The organism is Streptomyces sp. NPDC048417 (genome assembly GCF_040651615.1).
GTDB lineage: Bacteria > Actinomycetota > Actinomycetes > Streptomycetales > Streptomycetaceae > Streptomyces.
The window spans coordinates 313,907-330,781 of the sequence record NZ_JBEZKI010000005.1 but is presented as its reverse complement, the minus strand read 5'-3'; the positions used below and the strand labels follow the sequence as shown (position 1 = coordinate 330,781).

Sequence of the window (16,875 nt, the reverse complement as noted above, 5' to 3'; positions counted from 1 at the left end):
CGTCAGGGCGTGAGCAGGTCGGGGAGTTCTGTTCGGGAGCTGATGCCGAGCTTGGGGAACGCTCGGTAGAGGTGGTGGCCGACGGTGCGTGGGCTCAGGAACAGGTGCGTGGCGATTTCGCGGTTGGTGGCGCCGGTGGCCGCGAGGCGGACGACTTCGCGCTCCTGGGCGCTCAGGCGGGCCAGGGGGGAGTCGGCGGCGTCGGACGGGTCGTGGGTTTCGCCGGCTGCCTGGAGTTCCGTGCGAGCGCGGTGGGCCCAGGGTCGGGCGCTCAGCTGATCGAAGATTTCCAGTGCGGTACGCAGTTGATCACGGGCGTCGATCCTGCGGCGCGAGCGGCGCAGCCATTCGCCGTAGAGGAGTTGGGTGCGCGCCCGATCGAAGTCGTGGCCGTCGGGGTGCAGGTCCAAGGCGGCCAGATAGTGCTGCTCGGCCTGGGTGTCCGGGCCGGTCAGGGCCGCGCAGCGGTGTGCTTCGGCCGTGAAGTGGAGCTGTCCGAGGTCGGCCGCCCATGTCATGAGCTGGTCCGCGGGTGCCCGCGCCCCTTCCGGATGTCCGGCGCGTACGGCCGCCTCGATCAGATCCGGCAACAGGTGCCGGGCCAGGAAGGGGTGGCCCGCCGCCTGCCGGGCCGCCTCCAGATGGCGCAGCGCGTCCTGCGCCCGCCCGAGGCCGAGGTCGAGCAGCCCCAGTGCCCACAGCGCCTCCGCCGCGCCCCGTCCGACCTCGCGCGGGCGGGTGTACTCCAGTGCCTGCTCGGCCATTTTCCGGGTCTGCGCCTCCTCTCCTTGGACGGCGGCCAGCACCGCCAACAGGGCGCGCAGATGGGCTGCTCGATGGTCCAGGTCGTAGCCGTCGGCCAGCCGGAGCGCCTCGGTGGCGTGTGCGTGCGCGTCGTCGAGTCGGCCGAGTGCCAGTTCCACCTGGGCACACAGATGCAGCGTGGTGGGCAGCCATCCACCGATGCCCTGCTCGCGGCAGTGGGCGACCGCCGCCGCGGCCAGTTCGTGCGCGGTCGCGTGATCGGCCATCAGGTGGCAGTGGATCGCGGTCACCAGCTGGTCCATGAGCCCGACGTCGGCGAGGCGTCCGGCCCGTACGAGAGTGTCCAGGGCCCGGCGCGCGCCGGGCAGGTCGCCCCCCAGGAGGCGGGCGGGCACGGCCAGGATCGGCAGATGGGGTGTGCGGACGCCGATCTCCACCATGAGGGGTGCGTCGCCCGCGCAGAAGGCCGCGTGGATGGCGTCGGTCAGCAGCGGCGCGAGCTTGTCGGGGCGGTCGGCCGAGATCGTGTCCGCGCAGTCGGCCAGGATGCGGGCGGCCCGGCGGGGGCTGCCGTAGCCGAGCTCGACCACGGAGCGTACCCGCGCGAAGTCCGCCGCCATCCCCGGGTCCCGCAACGGCAGTGGCACCTGGTCGGCGAGAGCGCGGCACCGTTCGTCCTGGCCGGCCTCGCTGGCCTTCTGCGCGGCGGTGATCAGGCGGCGGGCGTGCCGGTGCGGATCGGCGGTCAGGCGGGCGGCCCGCTCGTACGCCGCGGACGCGGACGCCATCGCCTGCCTGCTTCCGGCCCACTCGGCGACCCGTTCCAACTCCGCGGCGACCTTTTCGTCCGGGCCGGTCGTCGCGGCGGCCATGTGCCAGGCGCGCCGGTGCGCGTGCTGGGGGCCGTCCAGGTCCGCCGCCAACGCCCGGTGCGCCGCGATCCGCCAGGCCAGCGGGGCCTGTTGGTAGGCGGCGAACCGGATGAGGGGGTGCCGGAAACGCAGTTTCTGCGCGGAGACGAAGACCAGTCCGGCACGCTCGGCGGGTTCCAGATCCCTGACCTCCCCGTCGAGCCGCCCCGCGGCTGCCAGCACGGTGGGAAGGTCCCCGGTGTCGTCGGCCGCGGCCACCGCGAGAGTGCGCTGGGTCGCGTCGGGAAGGCGGCGGATCTGCTGTGCGAACGTGTCCTGGAGCTGATGGGGCAGCTCGGGCCGCGCCTCGGCCGGCGCCAGCGGCCCCAGCTGCCCGGCGCGCTGCGCCGGGGTCAGCGCGGCGGCCAACTCCCGCAGGGCCAGCGGGTTTCCCTGCGCCTGATCGAGGATGTGCTCGGCGACCGGAGGAGCGAGACCGGGCAGCAGCGCCACGGCCGACCGTCGGTCGATGCCGGTGACGTGTACGCGCGGCAACGCCCTCGATCCGCTCTCCGGCGAGGCGCCGCGGGTGGCGAAGAGCATGACGATGCCTTCGTCCCGCAGCCGCCGGGCGGCAAAGGTCAGCGCGTCCCCGGACGGCCGGTCGAGCCATTGCAGGTCGTCGACCAGGCACAGCAGGGGGTCGTCCGTGGCCGCCTCGGACAGCAGCGACAGGGTGGCGAGCCCCAGGGTGAGACGGTCCCGTACGGGCTCGTCGCTCAGGCCGAAGACGGCGCGCAGGGCCCCGGCCTGCGGTCCCGGCAGCCGGTCGAGCAGCTCGAGCACCGGCAGGAGGACCTGATGGAGCCCTCCGAAAGCGAGCTCCATCTCCGACTCGATGCCCTCGACCCGCAGCACGCGCATGCCGTCCGCGTGGGCGGCCGCATGCTCAAGGAGAGTGGTCTTGCCGATGCCGGCCTCGCCGTGCAGCAGCAGTGAACTGCTCGCTCCGCGCCGGGAGTTGGCGAGCATCCGCTCAATGTGGCGTCGTTCCTCCGCGCGCCCATGCACCGTCCGCTCCCCCCGTCGGCAACCGAGCATCGTGATCGACACTGTACGTAGGGGGGAGGGGCGATGCCGCAACGGGCCGTCCTCAGGCGCCTTCGAGCACCGGCCGGATCTCGATGGTCTCCGAGGTGCCGAGCCCCTTGGCGAGTTCCACGGCTTCCTCACGGTCGGCCACGTCAACGACGAACCAGCCGCCCAGGGTCTCCTCACCGGGGTGAGCGGGCCCGTCGGTCACCGTGGCGGGCGCTGCTTCGGTGGTCCTGCGCACGGTCGTCGCGGAGGCCGACTCGGTGTCCAGGGCATCGCCGCTGATCAGTTTGCCTGCCGCCGCGATCTTGCCGATCCAGGTCTCGTATGCCGCTCGGTGAGCGGCCCGGTCGGTCCGGATCCGGTGACGCGACTCATCGGTCTCGAAGATCACGAGTGCGTACTTCATGAGCGTTCCCTTTCGTTGCTTCGTTGCTTCGTTGCTTCACTGCGTCGTTGCTTCACTGCGTCGTTACGTGCGGACTCGGACGCTGACGCGGGCGAGTGCGCCGATTTCCAGCGCCGTCCACAGAGCTCCGTCCGGGCCCAGGGCGATCCCGTGCGGCTCCGAGCCCGGCGTCGGCAGGTCGTGCACGGTGACGGTGCCGTCGGGGGTGAGGGAGCCCACCCGGTTGCCGGCCCACTCGGTGAACCACAACGTGCCGTCGCTGCCGGGGGTGATGGCATGCGGCCGGGATGTGCGGTCGGGCAGCGGGAACTCGGTGATCTGGCCGTCGGGAGTGATCCGCCCGATCTGCCCTGCACCGATCTCGACGAACCAGACCGCCCCGTCGTGCCCGGCCGCGATGCCCACCGGGGCGGCGGACCTGGTCGGCAACGGGTGCAGAGTGACGGCTCCGTCCATGCCGATCCGCCCGATCGCGTCGGCCTGGTTCAGGGTGAACCACATCCCGTCGTCGGCGCCTGCGGTGATCGCGGAGGGGTAGGTCCCCGTGGCCGGCAGCGGGAACTCGGTCACCCGGCCGTCGATGGTGATTCTGCCGATCCGGTCGGCGGCGGTCTCGGTGAACCACAGCGCTCCGTCCGGCCCGGCGGCGATTCCGAACGGACCGCACTCCGCGGTCGGCACGGTGAACTCCTCGGCCTTGCCGTCGAGGGCGATCCGGCCGATGCGGTGCGCCCGGTGCTCGGTGAACCACAAGGCGTCGTCCGGCCCGACAGCGATGATCATCGGCCAGCAGTCCGGATCGAGTTGATGGTGTGTGCGTACCCCTCCGGGCACGAGACGCCCGATACCCCCGCTGTGAACCAGGGTGAACCACAGCGCCCCGTCCGGGCCCGTGGTGAGCGCGTAGGGACCGCCGTCGCTTACGGCCAAGGTGAACTCTTCGATGAAAACCGGCATCAGACCGGCTCCCCTCTCTTCGTACGACTCTCATACAGCTCATACGGCTCATACGGCTCATACGGCTCTCTACGTACGGCGCGCCCGCTGCCGCCCTTCGTCAACCGTCCGTCTCCCCCGGACGAAGGGGCTCCGTCGCTCCGCCCTACGTCACCGGCGCCGAATACAGCATGCGGATCTCCGAAGTCCGGTAGCCGGCGCGGGCGAAGGCCGCGGCCATGGGGGCGTTGCCGGTGTCCGTGGTGGCTGTGATCAGTTCGGCACCGGATTCCGCGTGGCTGAGGGTGATCTCGGTGAGGAGGTCGTCCACGTACCCATGGCCGCGCAACTCGGGGACGACGCCCAGGTAGCCCACGTTGCGGGCATACGGTGTCGCGGAGGGGAGGGCGAGGCCCGCGACCTGCCCGTCCGGGGTGCGGGCCACGCGCCACCACTCGCGCCGACCGGGGCAGCCGAGATAGAAGTCCATCTCGTCCCTGGCCGTGGCTTCGGCGCCCTTGACGGCGATGTTCCTGCGGGTCTCGTCGTCCAGGCTGCCGACGGCTATCCGGCGGAACAGCCGGAGGAACTCCTCGTCCGAAGCGGGGGCGAACGTCAGCCGGCCCCTGGACGCGGGGAGGCCGACGTCGGCCGTCCATTGCACGCGCAGCCGTTCCACCTCGTGCGTGAGGCCTGCTGCCACGGCGGCCCGGCGCCGCCACTCCACGGCGACCACCGCGGCCGGGGTGTCACGCCAGCCGACGGGCAGCGTCAGGTTGTACAGCGGAGTTCTGGGCGCACCGGCGTCGGCGAACGCCCGCAGCGCGGCGGTCAGCAGCCCGGCCGCCACCTCCGCGCGGTCGGGGAGCGCCGGGTCGACATGCAGACAGTCCAGGGCGACGGGGTGAGCGCTGTCCTGCTGCCCCCACCACAAGGAACGGCCCACGATCCGCCCGTCGTCCTCGGCGATCCAGGTCCACTCCGGCCGGTACATCCCCTGTTTCAACTCGTCCAGGTAGCGGTCGGCGTCGATCCAGCCCACCGGTTCATCCACGACGACTGCTGCGACACGCTCCTGATCGGCCTCGGTCGTGGGGCGAAACAACATGTGTGCTCCTACTGCTTGGTGTACGTGGTGACAGTCGCGCCGGTGGCGAAGACCCGGAAGTCGGTCAGCGTGAAGGCGGCAGGGTCGAATGCCGCGTGGAACAGCGGAACGCCGGCCCCGAACACCACCGGGTGGCGGTGGACCACGAGCTTGTCGACCTCGCGCAGCAAGCGCCCGGCCAGCACCGGGCCGCCGCACAGCCAGATGCCCATGCCCGGCCGCCGCTTCAGCCCGCGGACGAACTCCGCCGGGTCCCCGGCGACGACTTCGACGCCTGACGCGGGCCGTTTCAGGGACGAGGAGACCACGTACTGCCGCAGCCAGGGATACGGGCTGTCGGCACCGGCCGCCCGAGCGGATTCGTAGACGCCGCGCCCCATGACGACCGTGTCGAACAGTCTGTTCGCCGTGCTGACGACGCCCAGCTGCCTGCGGGCATGGTCCGGGACCGTCTCGGGGTACTCGGCCAGAACGGCGGCCCTGAGATCGCCGTCGAAGCCGAAGGGGTCGCACTGTCCGTCAGGACCGGCGGTGAAACCGTCGACACTGCAGCCGACGAGGTACGTGAGCAGACGCATGCGGGTCCGATTCCGATCCGTTGCCACCAGGGGCGAGATGACACTAGGCACCCCGATTCAGGAGGGCATCGGTCATCGCGACGTAACGTGACCCGCCTCGCCCGGGACGGCATCGGTAGCGGTGTCGGGGTCGGTACCGGCGGGCCGGGGCGTAGGTGCCGGACTCGGCGTGGCCGCTAGGCCGGATGGCGCCTCCGGGATGCGGCCAGGGTCCTCCCGCCACAAGATCCCGATCATGCGGACATCTACTCTCATACGGCCCTGTCCTCTGCTGGCGCGGCGCGGCGGCGCACGTCATGCCATATCCGCGGCTCTTGCCTGCGGTGTCCTGCTGGCCGGCACCGCGGCGTGCGCCGAAGCCGGCGGGCACAGGAGTCATGTCGGTGCCCCGGGCGTCAACAACCCGGCTGCGCCCGGCTCCCCCGGCCCGGGAGCGGGGCCGCGCGTTCCGGGCGTCGGGAACCGCATGTGGAAGCTCGTACCGGCCCAGGCCTACCAGGCCGTGGTCGTCTACGGCGACGGCCCGGACTCCGCCGAGAGCACCGTCGTGCTCTACGAGAAACAGGGCACCGCCTGGAAACGCGAGGGCAGTTGGCCCGCGCACAACGGCAGGCTGGGCTGGACGACCGACCATCACATGGACGACGAGCGCAGTCCCGTCGGCGCGTTCTCCCTGACGGATGCGGGAGGGTCCCTCGAGGATCCGGGCAGCCGCCTGCGCTACTGGTACGACGACAACGCCTTCGCGTCCATGACCGAGGACAGCGAAGACCACGCCCACGACTTCGACTACGTCATCGCCATCGACTACAACCGGCTCACGGGTGTCCCGCCGTTCGACTGGAACCGTCCCCAGGGAGTGGAGAAGGGCGGCGGCATATGGCTGCACCTGGACCACGGCGACGGCACGTCTGCCTGTGTCACCGTTCCCGAGTCCGGCATGAAGACCCTGCTGCACACCCTCGATCCCCGCCTGCACCCCGTCGTGGTGATGGGGGACCGGGAGCGGCTGAGAGCGTGACGACCGGCCTGTACCCCGACCGCGAGCGGCGTCCGGCGACCGTCCTCCCGTCGTCCGGCGAAGATCGCCTACGCCGAGTCCGCGATCACCGTCCACCAGGTGCAGTCGCCGGAGATCGGAATGCCCGCTGTCCGCGAGGGCCGCTCTCCCGGCGTGTGGAAGCGCGACAGGATGACATGAGTCATCAAGCGGCGTTCACAGACCCGCGCCGCCATGTAACCCGTGGATGACGGCCCCAGTGGTGCCCTGATCGCACGTCAGGGACACAGGTGGGCCAGGAGTTCTGCACTGGCGGGGTACCCCTGCTCCTGGGGGAGCAGTCCGGTGGCCGAGTCCGGTTCACCGTGCCTGACGAGTGCGTGGATCTCGTTGGCGAGCGGAGTCACGTCGCTGATGGACACGATCCACTCGTCCGCGTAGCGCGACGATGCCGACCGGCTGGAAGTAGTGGTCCAGCGCCCAGGCGGCCACGCGGGCGCCGGCCCGGCAGCCGGCCACGTCCGCCGTGCGGGAGTGGACGCCGCCCCACACACGGGCGTCGACGACGTCGCGGTTGAGGTCGTCGGCGGACCCGTAGAACCGCGTGGTGCCGGTGACCTCGGAGGGGAGGTAGAGGTCGATGTGCGAGGTGCCGAGAACTCCGGTCAGGGCGCGTGCCACGGCGGCGGCGACGGTCGTATGGCCGGCGACGTAGTCCGGGTGTGGCGGGGTGAGGAGCAGCGGCTCCCAGGCCGGGTCTGCCGTCGTCGCGGGGTTGCCGTCGGTGTCGGCGAGGCGGATGGCGGTGATCGGCCGCCAGGAGCCGTAGTGGAGCTTGGCGTCCCATGCCGTCACGACGGCGTCGGTCGCCGACGCGTTGACCGCGGCGAACAGCCGGGCCGTCTCGGCGATGCCGAACCGGTGCCGGGCGGCATGGTCTCGTACGGCTGTCTGGACCTGTTCGACCAGGTTGCCGCTGAAGAAGAGCGCGGTCTCGGTCTGCTGCGCGCTCCTGCCCGAGCCGGTCTTCCCGCCCATGGCCTTCAGCTCCTGGACATCCTCTGCGTAAGCGGCCGAGGAGATGGCGGGTGGTCCGCCAGGGCGAAACCGCTGCGGGGAGGTGAGCAGGAGGGGGCGGAGCCTCGCGAGCCAGGTGTCGATGAAGGGCTGGAACGCGGGCGGAGTGGGCCGCCAGACCCCCGGTGCCGGGGAAGCGGTGAAAGGAACGTCCGCGAACCTTCCGTCCCCTTCCCGGAGTTCGATGATGCGGGCGGCGGCACGCTTCCCGTAGTCAACGCCCCGGTCTCTGGCCTGACCGGCCGGAAGAGCGGCGAGCGAGTCCGCGTAGGCGGTGTCGAGCCGCTCCTTGAAGGCGGGGAAGTAGGTGACCAGCACGTCGTGGGCCGCAGTGGCGGCGGCCGCCGCGGAGGATGCCTTGGCCGGACCGCGCTCGCGCCATTTGTACAGAGCGTAGCCGCCTTCGATCCCCACCACAGCGTTGTACACGGCGACGGAGACGAACCCCTCCCAGATCGCTGCCTGCCCGGAGGGGCGTGGGCCGAGACTGTTCTTGATCGTGTCGGTGGCGACGGCGTTCCACTCGCGGACCACGGCTGCCGGGTCCGCCGCGGTCCGCGTGTCCGCGTCGGGCGGACTTGTCGCGGCGGTGAGCGTCACAAGGGCGATGGCCGCGACGGCGCAGATGAACCCCCGGACACGTGAACGCGGAGGAACGGGAAGAGGAGGCTCTTGATACACGACGTCCTCGCTAGGGTTGAGTGCCAAAGGCTTAGCAACGGCTCACTTCGCGATCAAGACAACTCGCCGCGAACCGGGCAGGTCCGGGCGCCCTCCTGCGCCTCACCAGCCGTGACGAGGAGATCACCGCGGACGGGCCCCGCACCCGCTTCCGGCCCCGGCGAACCACGCGGCAAGTGGCAGGTGCGCGAACCCGCCCGCCCGCCTCGACGCCGACCTGACCTCCGCGACCCGGCTGCTGCCACAGGAGCGCCCTTATCCCGCTGGAGACGAACCCCTTGCCCACCTCATGGCGGGACGAGGGTCAAGCCAAGTGACCCGTTCGGGACGAACCGGGGGGGCGTCCTGCCCGACAGGCCTTACGCCAACTCGCACGGATGACTGATCGCTTTCGGGAGCGAGTCCTTCGGGAAAATCTGGCCATTCGTCAACCGCCGCCATGCCATGACGGTAGTGAGTGCCAACGCCCCGCGCAGCAGTGGGGGATCGCCGCCCCGCTACATGTGCGTTGGCCCGTTGTCAGCCACGTCGGACAACGGGCCAACGGCCACGGCGAGATACCGGAACTCTCCGCCCGCTCCCCCCAGTTCGGAGTACGGCTTCCACTCGAGGGGATATGCACCCCGCAACGCGCACGTGTTCGTCTTGTAGGCCCCCTCGGCCCACAGCAGCGTGCCAACAAGCTCGCGCCCCTGGTGGATCCTGAACTCTCGATCCCGAGTCTGCCCGTGGCGGGCGCCGGGCGGAGTCCACAGGGAGGCGTCGTTGGTCAGCATGACGGCAAGACCGTTCTGGTCAGACCGGCGGCAGAAGCGCTCCAGCCTGGCTATGTCCCGTACGAAGTGCAGACGGGCGAGGTCCGCTGCGGCATGCCCTTTCAAGGCGTAGTCCTCGGGGGGAATCCCCACCGTGCCCGTCCATCTCCGGGTGAAGTACTTAAACTCGATCGCGGTACGGGTCGAGGGGCCGATGCACAGGAGGTCCAGATACTCGGCCTTGCCCCCCGTCCGCTGCGGCACCTCAAGCCTGGAGTGCACATCCGGCGACAGTTCCCACAGGGCTCGCGCGAAGCTGTGCTGAAAATCGGCTTCGGAGTGGAAGACCGGCCTGCGCCTGCCCAGGTGCGCGATGACGTCACCGAGCGAGACGCGTCCGGCGACGGTCCCGTTGCCGTCCATCGCAGCCATGGTCACAGCGCCATTGAAGTGGCTCCTCTACCGAATTTTCAAGCCGCAGCGCCATCGCGCTGCTACGGGCGAGCCGCAGCGGCCGTGTCACCGGTAACCGGCACAGTGCTGCGGCAGTTGCTCTCATCACAGTGGACGGCCGTCGAAATTCAGTGGCCGCCTGAACCGGCCGACCGCACGCTGTACGCCATGGAAGAACCGCAGCACAGGATCCGTGCGGCCCACTCGGAATCCACGATCACCGTCTACCAGGCGTACTCCCCGGAGATCGGCCTGCCCGCCGTCCACGACGGCCGTTTCCCCGGCGCATGGAAGCGGGACCGGATGACGTGGATCAAACCGTCGTTCCTGTGGATGATGTACCGCTGCGGCTGGGGCGCCAAGGCGGGGCAGGAGACCGTGCTCGCTGTCGAGATCACCCGAGACGGCTTCGAATGGGCGCTGCGCCACGCCTGCCTGTCGAGCTACTCCCGCGGAGCCCACCCCGACCGCGCCACCTGGCAGCGGCAGGTGAAGCGCGCGCCCACCCGGGTGCAGTGGGACCCGGAGCGGGACCTGCGCCTGCAACCCCTGCCGTACCGGTCCCTGCAACTCGGCCTGTCCGGTGAGGCCGCACGACGCTACGCGGACGAGTGGACGGTCGCCATCCGCGACGTGACCCCGCTCGCACACGAGATCCACGCCCTCGTCACCACCGGGGACCTGGACTCCGCCGCCCGGCTGCTGCCGCAGGAATACCCCTATCCCCTTGGAGACGAGTTCCTTGCCCACCTGGCTCCGTCGGCCAGATGATGAGCAGCGACCTCGACAGGGACCGTCTGTCCGCACTGTGGCAGCGCCAGTTCCCGAAGGGCCTCCCATCGCCCACGAACTGCGCGCTGCCCACAGCGACCGTTGGGTGCGCTTCCACAGCCTGCCGGGCTCGAAGCGTTGTCGGAGAGCGAGGAGAGTCAGGCGAGCGAGGACGAGTACGCCATCGTCCGCCACCGGCACGACACGGTCCTGGACGAACCTTCCGCAGGCACCGACGTGCGCGTCAGCACCGTGGCCCGGTCCTGGGAGCCAGGGGGACCCGGACTCCCGGTGCTACCCGTGCGTGACGTTCCTGTCGTACGCGTCCTGGTGGCGTCGGACCTCGGTGTGATGTTCGGAGCCCCAGGCGGCCAGGTGCTGGATGGCGGAGAGCAGGGAGGCGCCGAGGCCGGTGAGGTGGTACTCGACGCGGGGCGGTACCTCCGCGTAGGCGGTGCGGTCGACAAGGCCGTCGCGCTGCAGGCGTTTGAGGGTGAGGGTGAGCATGCGCCGGGAGACGGCGGGGATCAGGGTGTCGAGGTCCGAGTAGCGGGCGTCGCCGGCGGCCAGGGCGCCGATGACCAGCATGCTCCACCTGTCACCCACCAAATCGAGGATCTCGCGGATGAAGTCCGCGTCGCGCTCGTCCCAGCGCGCACACGTGTGGGCCCAGGACGACGCCCGCAGGTCCGCCGGTATCGCCGGTATCGCCGGTATCGCCGGTATCGCCGGTATCGCCGGTATCGCCGGCGCCACGATCCTGGAGAGCCCCAAACTCGCGATACCGGGTTCAGTGACTCGCTTCGCCGAGACCCACCCGGCCGATGACACCGAAGCCGTCGCGCAGCTCAGGCAGGTGCTCAGCGCACTCGCCGCCGCCACCGAGGCCCCCGCGTCCTGAGCCCCGATTCCCCGGAACGCTCCGAGCGGAGGCGTCTGGTGCCGGGTGGCGGGCACGGCCGCCACCCGGCGTGTTCCCAGACAGACAAGGGCGGGCGTCTGCCGGTCGGCCTCCGCCCCTCGTGCCGGGCCGTCTAGTGGTCAGCTCTCCGTGCGGGCCGGGAGTCGCCAGCCCGGGCGCGGGAAGTGGCAGGTGTAGCCGTCCGGGTAGCGCTCCAGGTAGTCCTGGTGCTCGGGCTCGGCCTCCCAGAAGGGGCCGACCGGCTCCACCTCGGTGACGACCTTGCCCGGCCAGAGTCCGGAGGCGTCCACGTCCGCGATGGTGTCCTCGGCGATCCGCTTCTGCTCGTCGTCCACGTAGTAGATCGCCGAGCGGTAGCTGAGGCCGATGTCATTGCCCTGGCGGTTCTTGGTGCTCGGGTCGTGGATCTGGAAGAAGAACTCCAGGATCGCGCGGTAGTCGGTCTTCTCGGGGGCGAAGAGGATCTCTATGGCCTCCGCGTGCGTGCCGTGGTTACGGTACGTCGCGTTCGGCACGTCACCCCCGGTGTATCCGACCCGGGTCCCCGTCACGCCCGGGAGCCGGCGGATCAGGTCCTGCATCCCCCAGAAGCATCCGCCCGCCAGCACGGCCCTCTGCGTCTGCGCAGCCATTACGGACCCTCCAATTTCTGTCAGCTCGGTCACTCGGGCTGTTCGGCTCGCACATCACCGGCGTCCCGCGCCCACTCCCCACAACGCGCGAGGACCCCGGGCGATTCCGCGACCGCCGGACCGACCTCGCGGCCTCCGTCCGAGTCACCCGTTCGGGACGGACCAGGGGCATCCGGCACGGCGGGGGGGGTCGGCGCAGGCGTGAGTCCCGCGCTGCCCAGGTGGGCGGCCGTATCACTCCGCCCGTACCGCGAGAGCGGGTGCGGCTGCCGTGCGCTCGCCGGGAATTGGGTTGCGTTCGCCGAATGCCGGGGGCTGAATGGCCGGTATGGCCGACATTCATGGCTCCTACGACGAGCTGTTCGCCGCTGTGCCCACCATGCTCTCCGGACTGCTGGACGAGGGGGACGTGGGAGGTGCCGTCGCCGTCTTCGTGGACGGGGAGCCCGTGGTCGACGTGTGGGGCGGGTTCGCCGACGCGGGGCGCAGTGTGCCGTGGGAGCGGGACACGATCGTCAACGTGTTCTCCGTGACCAAGACGATGACCGCGTTGTGCGCGCTCGTCCTGATCGACCGGGGCGAGCTGGATCCCGACGCACCGGTCTCCCGGTACTGGCCCGAGTTCGCCGCGGCGGGGAAGGAGCGTGTGCTCGTACGGCATCTGCTCTCGCACACCGCCGGGCTGCCCGACTGGGAGGGGCCGATAGAGGAGGTGTACGACTGGACGTCGGCCACGGCCCGGCTGGCCGGGACGGCTCCGCAGTGGGAGCCGGGGACGGCGGCCGGGTATCACTCGCTCACCCAGGGGTTCCTCGTCGGTGAGGTGGTGCGCCGGATCAGCGGACGGAGCCTGGGCGAGTTCTTCGCCGCCGAGGTGGCCGGGCCGCTGGGCGCCGACTTCCATATCGGGCTGGGCGCCGAGCACGACCGGCGCGTGGCGCTCACCGTGCCGCCGCCGGGCAGGGACGAGGACTACGCGGCCGGCGCCCGGGACAACGACGCGAAACGGCCCGGCGTCGCCACCCTGCGGGTCCGGGACGGCAACAGCCTCGCCTGGCGACGCTCCCAGATCCCCGCGGCCAGCGGCTTCGGCAACGCCCGCTCCATCGCCCTCGTCCAGTCCCTGCTCGCCTGCGGCGGAACGGCCGGCGGGGTGCGGGTGCTGTCGCCGGCGGGGTGCGAACGGGCGCGGGAGGTGCAGTTCGACGGTGACGACCGCGTCCTGGGCATGCCCTCCCGGTACGGCCTGGGCTACGGCCTGTTCGGGAGCGCCCTCGGCTGGGGCGGCTGGGGCGGCGCACTGGTCTGGGTCGACCCGGACGAGCGGATGGCGATCGCCTACGTGACGAACCAGATGCGCGAACCGGCGGCCGACAACCGGGCCATCGAGCTGGTCATGGCGGCGCAGGACGGGATCAAGGGCCTGCGGGGGTGAGCGCCCGACACCGTGGCGGTGATCTCGGGGCACCGGGCAGCGGGATCTTTCTCGTCGGTGGGGGCTGGGACGCTCCCGAGGTGTACGGGCCGCTGCTGCGGGCCGCGGGTGCGGGCAGCCGTCGTATCGGGTGCCTGATCGTCGACGAGGGGGACGGGGCGGAGCAGTTCGGGCGGTACGCGGGGGCGTTGCGGGCCGCCGGGGAGTGCGTTCCGGTGCCGCTGCTGGTGCCGGTCGGCGGGCGGTTCGAACCCGGGTCGTTGCGGGACGGGCTGGACGGGGTGCTGGTGTGCGGTGGGCTCACGCCCGCTTATCAGGACGCGTTCGCGGGCTGTCTGGAACTGCTGCCCGAGGTGCTCGCCGAGCACGGCATCCCCTACGCCGGATTCTCCGCGGGCGCCGTTCTCGCCGCCCGGCGGGCCGTGGTCGGCGGCTGGCTGGTGGACGGCGTGCCGGTCTGTCCGCCCGACACCGCCGAGGACCTGGCCGAGGTCGAGGTCCGGCCGGGCCTCGGCCTGGTGCCGTTCGCGGTGGACGTGCACGCAGCGCAGTGGGGGACGCTGGCCCGGCTGGTCGCGGCCGTGTCGCACGGCCGGGTGCCGTACGGCGTCGCGATCGACGAGAACACGGTGCTGACGGTGACGGACGAGCGGGGCCTGGTCGGCGGGCGTGGGCGCGTGCATGTCGTACGGACGTCCGGTGGTGACGGGGCGGGTGCGGTCGTACGGTCGTACGCGCCCGGGGAGTCCGTGCCGCTGGGTCAGCCGCCGCTGCCGTAGGGCCGGGTGAGGATTTCCAGGCGGTGGCCGTTGGGGTCGTCGAAGTAGGTGCCGCGGCCGCCGTCGTTGGTGTTGATCTCGCCGGGGCGGCTGTGGTGCGGGTCGGCCCAGTAGGTGAGGCCGGTGTCCCGGACGCGGGTGAAGATCTCGTCGAAGTCGTCCTCGGAGACCAGGAAGGCGTAGTGCTGCGGCGGGATGTCCCCGGGACTCTCCAGGTAGTCGAGGGTGACGCCGTTCGGCAGGGCGACCGGGACGAACGGGCCGTATTCCGGGCTGACTTCAAGACCGAGGATGTCGGCCAGGAACCGCGCCGACGCGTGCTTGTCGTGTGCGGCGACGATGGTGTGGTTCAGGTTCACGGTCATCGTGGGACCTCCTCCTGTCCAACGTACTCCCGGCACCGGTTAAGGTAAGGCTTCCCTTAGTCATTCATCGGGAGACCTGGTTGTGCGTGCGTCGAGAATGAAGGCCGTCGTGGCCGTGTCCGCCGTGTCCGTGGTGGGCGGCCTGCTGGCCGGCTGCGGCTCCTCCACCGCCGGCAACGATGCCGGTGCGTCGCATGCCGACGGAACCGTCAACAAGGTCACCGGCGCCTCCGAAGGCCCCTCCGCCGCGCCGAGCGCCCTCGCCGACGGCATGGGCTCGGACACCGAGACCGACGGCCTCTTCCCGCGCACGGTCACCCACTTCGAGGGCAGCGCCACCATCAAGGCGCAGCCGAAGCGGATCGCGGTGCTCTCCACCGGGCAGCTCGACGACCTGCTCACCCTCGGCATCGTCCCGACCGTCGGCACCCGCGCCGAGAACGCCGGGCTCGTCCCCGACTACCTGGCCGACGCCTTCCCGCAGGACAAGAAGAAGCTCGCCGCGATGACCGACGCGGGCACCCGTGCCGCGCCCAACCTGGAGTCGCTGGCCGCCGCCAAGCCCGACCTGATCCTGATCAACGACTCGCTCGGCGACTTCTACCCCCAGCTGTCGAAGATCGCGCCCACCGTGGTCACCGCCGGCCAGGGCATCAACTGGAAGCGCGACCTGCTGCTGGTCGGGGACGCCGTCGGCAAGGGGCAGGAGGCGCGGGAACTCCTCGACGACATCGTCGACAACGCGAAGAAGAGCGGCACCGCTCTCGACTCCGCCACCACGGTGTCCATGGTCCGCTTCACACCCGACCGCACCCGGATGTTCGGCGTGTCCTCCTTCACCGGCTCGATAGCCGTCGACATGGGGCTCTCCCGCCCCAAGTCCCAGCGGTTCAACGCCATTTCGCAGGACATCAGCGCCGAGAAGGTCGATGTCGCCGACGGTGACTGGATCTTCTACTCCGTGCAGGGCGACGCCGCCGAGACCGACGCGGGGAGCACGCTGGCCGGGCCGCTGTGGAAGTCCATGAAGGCGGTCGAGGCCGGACACACCGTGCAGGTCGACGACGACCCCTGGTACCTCAACGCCGGTCCCACGGCCGCGCGTCTGGTCGTACGACAGCTCGCCGAGCGACTCCGGTAAGTGCGCCGCGCCCTCGCCTGGCCGACGGCCGCCCTCGTGGTGGCCGTCGTCGCCGTACTCAGCCTCGCCGTCGGCACCCGTGCCGTACCTCCGGCGACGGTGTTCGACGCCCTGCTGCACGGCGGGAACTCACCCGACGCGCTCGTGGTGCGCTCCCTGCGGCTGCCCCGCACCGAGATCGGCCTCACCGCGGGCGCCGCGCTCGGTCTCGCCGGCGCCGCGCTCCAGGCGGTCACCCGCAACCCGCTCGCCGACCCCGGGATCCTCGGGCTGAGCCAGGGCGCGGCGGCGGGGGTCGTGCTCGCCATCGTCCTCGGCGGCTCCGCGTACGGCTTCGGGGCCTACGTCTGGTACGCCTTCACCGGCGCCGTCCTCGCCGCGTGCCTGGTGTACGGGATCGCCTCGCGCGGGCGGGGCGGGGCATCACCGGTGAAGCTGGCACTGGCCGGTACGGCCCTGTCCGCGATGACCGCGGGGGCGACGACGGTCGTCCTCACCTCCAGCTCCGCCACGCTGGACGAGTTCCGGTTCTGGCAGGTGGGGGCGCTCAGCGGGCGTGACGCCGGGACGGTCGTACGGATGCTGCCGTTTCTGGCGGTGGGGGCGGGGCTGGTGCTGGCCTGCGCCAGGGGGCTCGACGCGTTGGCGCTGGGCGACGAGACGGCTCGGGCGCTGGGGCATCGGGTGCATGTCGTACGGGGGTGTGCGGCGCTGGGGGCCACACTGCTGACCGCGTCCGCGGTGGCGGCGGCCGGGCCGATCGCGTTCGTGGGGCTGGTGGTGCCGCATCTGGCGCGGCGGGTGGTGCGGGGCGGCGGGTACGCGCGCGTGCTGCCGCTGTCGGCGCTGCTGGGGGCGGCGCTGTTGCTCGCCGCGGATGTACTGGGCCGGGTGGTACGGGCTCCTGCGGAGGTGCCGGCCGGGGTGATGACGGCGCTGGTGGGGGTGCCGGTGCTGGTGGGACTGGTACGGAGGAAGGGGGCTGTGGCGTGAAGTGGGCCCAGGGGCGGGGGGTTTCGCTTACCGGCGCTGGCAGGGTGCCGCCGCGCCCACCCGTGCCGCCCTGCGGCACGCCTGCCCGCAGCTGGGTGGCTGAAGAGGAGGCGGCTGGGCAGCGCCCCT

At 71.3% G+C, this 16,875-nt stretch carries 15 protein-coding genes and 2 pseudogenes; 7 read left to right on the top strand and 10 right to left on the bottom strand.

Annotation, left to right across the window (positions count from 1 at the left end; all coding sequences use genetic code 11):
* Window positions 1-2: 2 nt before the first annotated feature.
* The 5 genes from AB0D59_RS10630 to AB0D59_RS10610 all read right to left on the bottom strand — a co-directional run bounded on the left by AB0D59_RS10630 (window position 3) and on the right by AB0D59_RS10610 (window position 5,742).
* Window positions 3-2,717 carry an AAA family ATPase gene (locus AB0D59_RS10630; protein WP_362563304.1) on the bottom strand — a complete coding sequence of 905 codons (2,715 nt, stop codon included), beginning with the start codon at window positions 2,715-2,717 and terminating at the stop codon, window positions 3-5.
* 52 nt (window positions 2,718-2,769) lie between these two features.
* Window positions 2,770-3,120 carry a YciI family protein gene (locus AB0D59_RS10625; protein ID WP_362563301.1) on the bottom strand — a complete coding sequence of 117 codons (351 nt, stop codon included), beginning with the start codon at window positions 3,118-3,120 and terminating at the stop codon, window positions 2,770-2,772.
* A 63-nt stretch (window positions 3,121-3,183) separates the two neighbouring features.
* Entirely contained in the window at window positions 3,184-4,077 is an 894-nt protein-coding gene (locus AB0D59_RS10620) for a virginiamycin B lyase (protein ID WP_362563298.1), read from the bottom strand.
* A gap of 145 nt (window positions 4,078-4,222) precedes the next feature.
* The gene (locus tag AB0D59_RS10615; RefSeq protein ID WP_362563295.1) at window positions 4,223-5,164 is read right to left on the bottom strand and encodes a GNAT family N-acetyltransferase; all 942 of its coding nucleotides are present in this window, start codon (window positions 5,162-5,164) and stop codon (window positions 4,223-4,225) included.
* An 8-nt stretch (window positions 5,165-5,172) separates the two neighbouring features.
* Window positions 5,173-5,742: a dihydrofolate reductase family protein gene (locus AB0D59_RS10610; protein ID WP_362563293.1), complete on the bottom strand. Its 570-nt coding sequence runs from the start codon at window positions 5,740-5,742 to the stop codon at window positions 5,173-5,175.
* Window positions 5,743-6,208: 466 nt separating this feature from the next.
* Between AB0D59_RS10610 and AB0D59_RS10605 the strand changes: the two genes are divergently transcribed.
* Complete coding sequence (locus AB0D59_RS10605) at window positions 6,209-6,763, top strand: hypothetical protein (RefSeq protein WP_362563290.1); 555 nt, start codon at window positions 6,209-6,211, stop codon at window positions 6,761-6,763.
* Between the two features lie 257 nt (window positions 6,764-7,020).
* Here the strand turns inward: AB0D59_RS10605 and AB0D59_RS10600 are convergent.
* Together AB0D59_RS10600 and AB0D59_RS10595 are read right to left on the bottom strand one after the other, a co-directional pair.
* A pseudogene (locus AB0D59_RS10600) lies at window positions 7,021-7,194 on the bottom strand (DUF4291 family protein); the annotation flags it as partial.
* Window positions 7,195-8,997: 1,803 nt separating this feature from the next.
* The gene (locus tag AB0D59_RS10595; RefSeq protein WP_362563288.1) at window positions 8,998-9,678 is read right to left on the bottom strand and encodes a hypothetical protein; all 681 of its coding nucleotides are present in this window, start codon (window positions 9,676-9,678) and stop codon (window positions 8,998-9,000) included.
* Between the two features lie 198 nt (window positions 9,679-9,876).
* Between AB0D59_RS10595 and AB0D59_RS10590 the strand changes: the two genes are divergently transcribed.
* Window positions 9,877-10,479 (top strand): DUF4291 domain-containing protein, encoded by a 603-nt coding sequence (locus AB0D59_RS10590; RefSeq protein WP_362563285.1) that lies wholly within the window; start codon window positions 9,877-9,879, stop codon window positions 10,477-10,479.
* Window positions 10,480-10,773: 294 nt separating this feature from the next.
* On the opposite strand, the gene AB0D59_RS10585 is transcribed toward AB0D59_RS10590, so the two are convergent.
* The gene (locus AB0D59_RS10585) at window positions 10,774-11,085 is read right to left on the bottom strand and encodes a helix-turn-helix domain-containing protein (protein ID WP_362563283.1); all 312 of its coding nucleotides are present in this window, start codon (window positions 11,083-11,085) and stop codon (window positions 10,774-10,776) included.
* A gap of 130 nt (window positions 11,086-11,215) precedes the next feature.
* Here AB0D59_RS10585 and AB0D59_RS10580 point away from each other — a divergent pair.
* A pseudogene (locus tag AB0D59_RS10580) lies at window positions 11,216-11,380 on the top strand (FMN reductase); the annotation flags it as partial.
* 140 nt (window positions 11,381-11,520) lie between these two features.
* On the opposite strand, the gene msrA reads toward AB0D59_RS10580, so the two are convergent.
* Entirely contained in the window at window positions 11,521-12,033 is a 513-nt protein-coding gene (msrA, locus tag AB0D59_RS10575) for a peptide-methionine (S)-S-oxide reductase MsrA (protein ID WP_362563280.1), read from the bottom strand.
* Window positions 12,034-12,361: 328 nt separating this feature from the next.
* Between msrA and AB0D59_RS10570 the strand changes: the two genes are divergently transcribed.
* A complete protein-coding gene (locus AB0D59_RS10570) occupies window positions 12,362-13,468 on the top strand; it encodes a serine hydrolase domain-containing protein (protein ID WP_362563277.1) in 1,107 nt (368 codons plus the stop codon).
* The gene (locus tag AB0D59_RS10565; protein WP_362563275.1) at window positions 13,465-14,247 is read left to right on the top strand and encodes a hypothetical protein; all 783 of its coding nucleotides are present in this window, start codon (window positions 13,465-13,467) and stop codon (window positions 14,245-14,247) included. The genes AB0D59_RS10570 and AB0D59_RS10565 overlap by 4 nt, the downstream gene beginning before the upstream one ends.
* Here AB0D59_RS10565 and AB0D59_RS10560 read toward each other — a convergent pair.
* Window positions 14,229-14,612 (bottom strand): VOC family protein, encoded by a 384-nt coding sequence (locus AB0D59_RS10560; RefSeq protein ID WP_362563272.1) that lies wholly within the window; start codon window positions 14,610-14,612, stop codon window positions 14,229-14,231. The genes AB0D59_RS10565 and AB0D59_RS10560 overlap by 19 nt on opposite strands.
* Before the next feature lie 97 nt (window positions 14,613-14,709).
* On the opposite strand from AB0D59_RS10560, the gene AB0D59_RS10555 reads away from it, so the two are divergent.
* Together AB0D59_RS10555 and AB0D59_RS10550 are read left to right on the top strand one after the other, a co-directional pair.
* Window positions 14,710-15,753 (top strand): iron-siderophore ABC transporter substrate-binding protein, encoded by a 1,044-nt coding sequence (locus tag AB0D59_RS10555; RefSeq protein WP_362563544.1) that lies wholly within the window; start codon window positions 14,710-14,712, stop codon window positions 15,751-15,753.
* Window positions 15,754-16,746 carry an iron ABC transporter permease gene (locus AB0D59_RS10550; protein ID WP_362563269.1) on the top strand — a complete coding sequence of 331 codons (993 nt, stop codon included), beginning with the start codon at window positions 15,754-15,756 and terminating at the stop codon, window positions 16,744-16,746.
* Window positions 16,747-16,875: the final 129 nt, after the last annotated feature.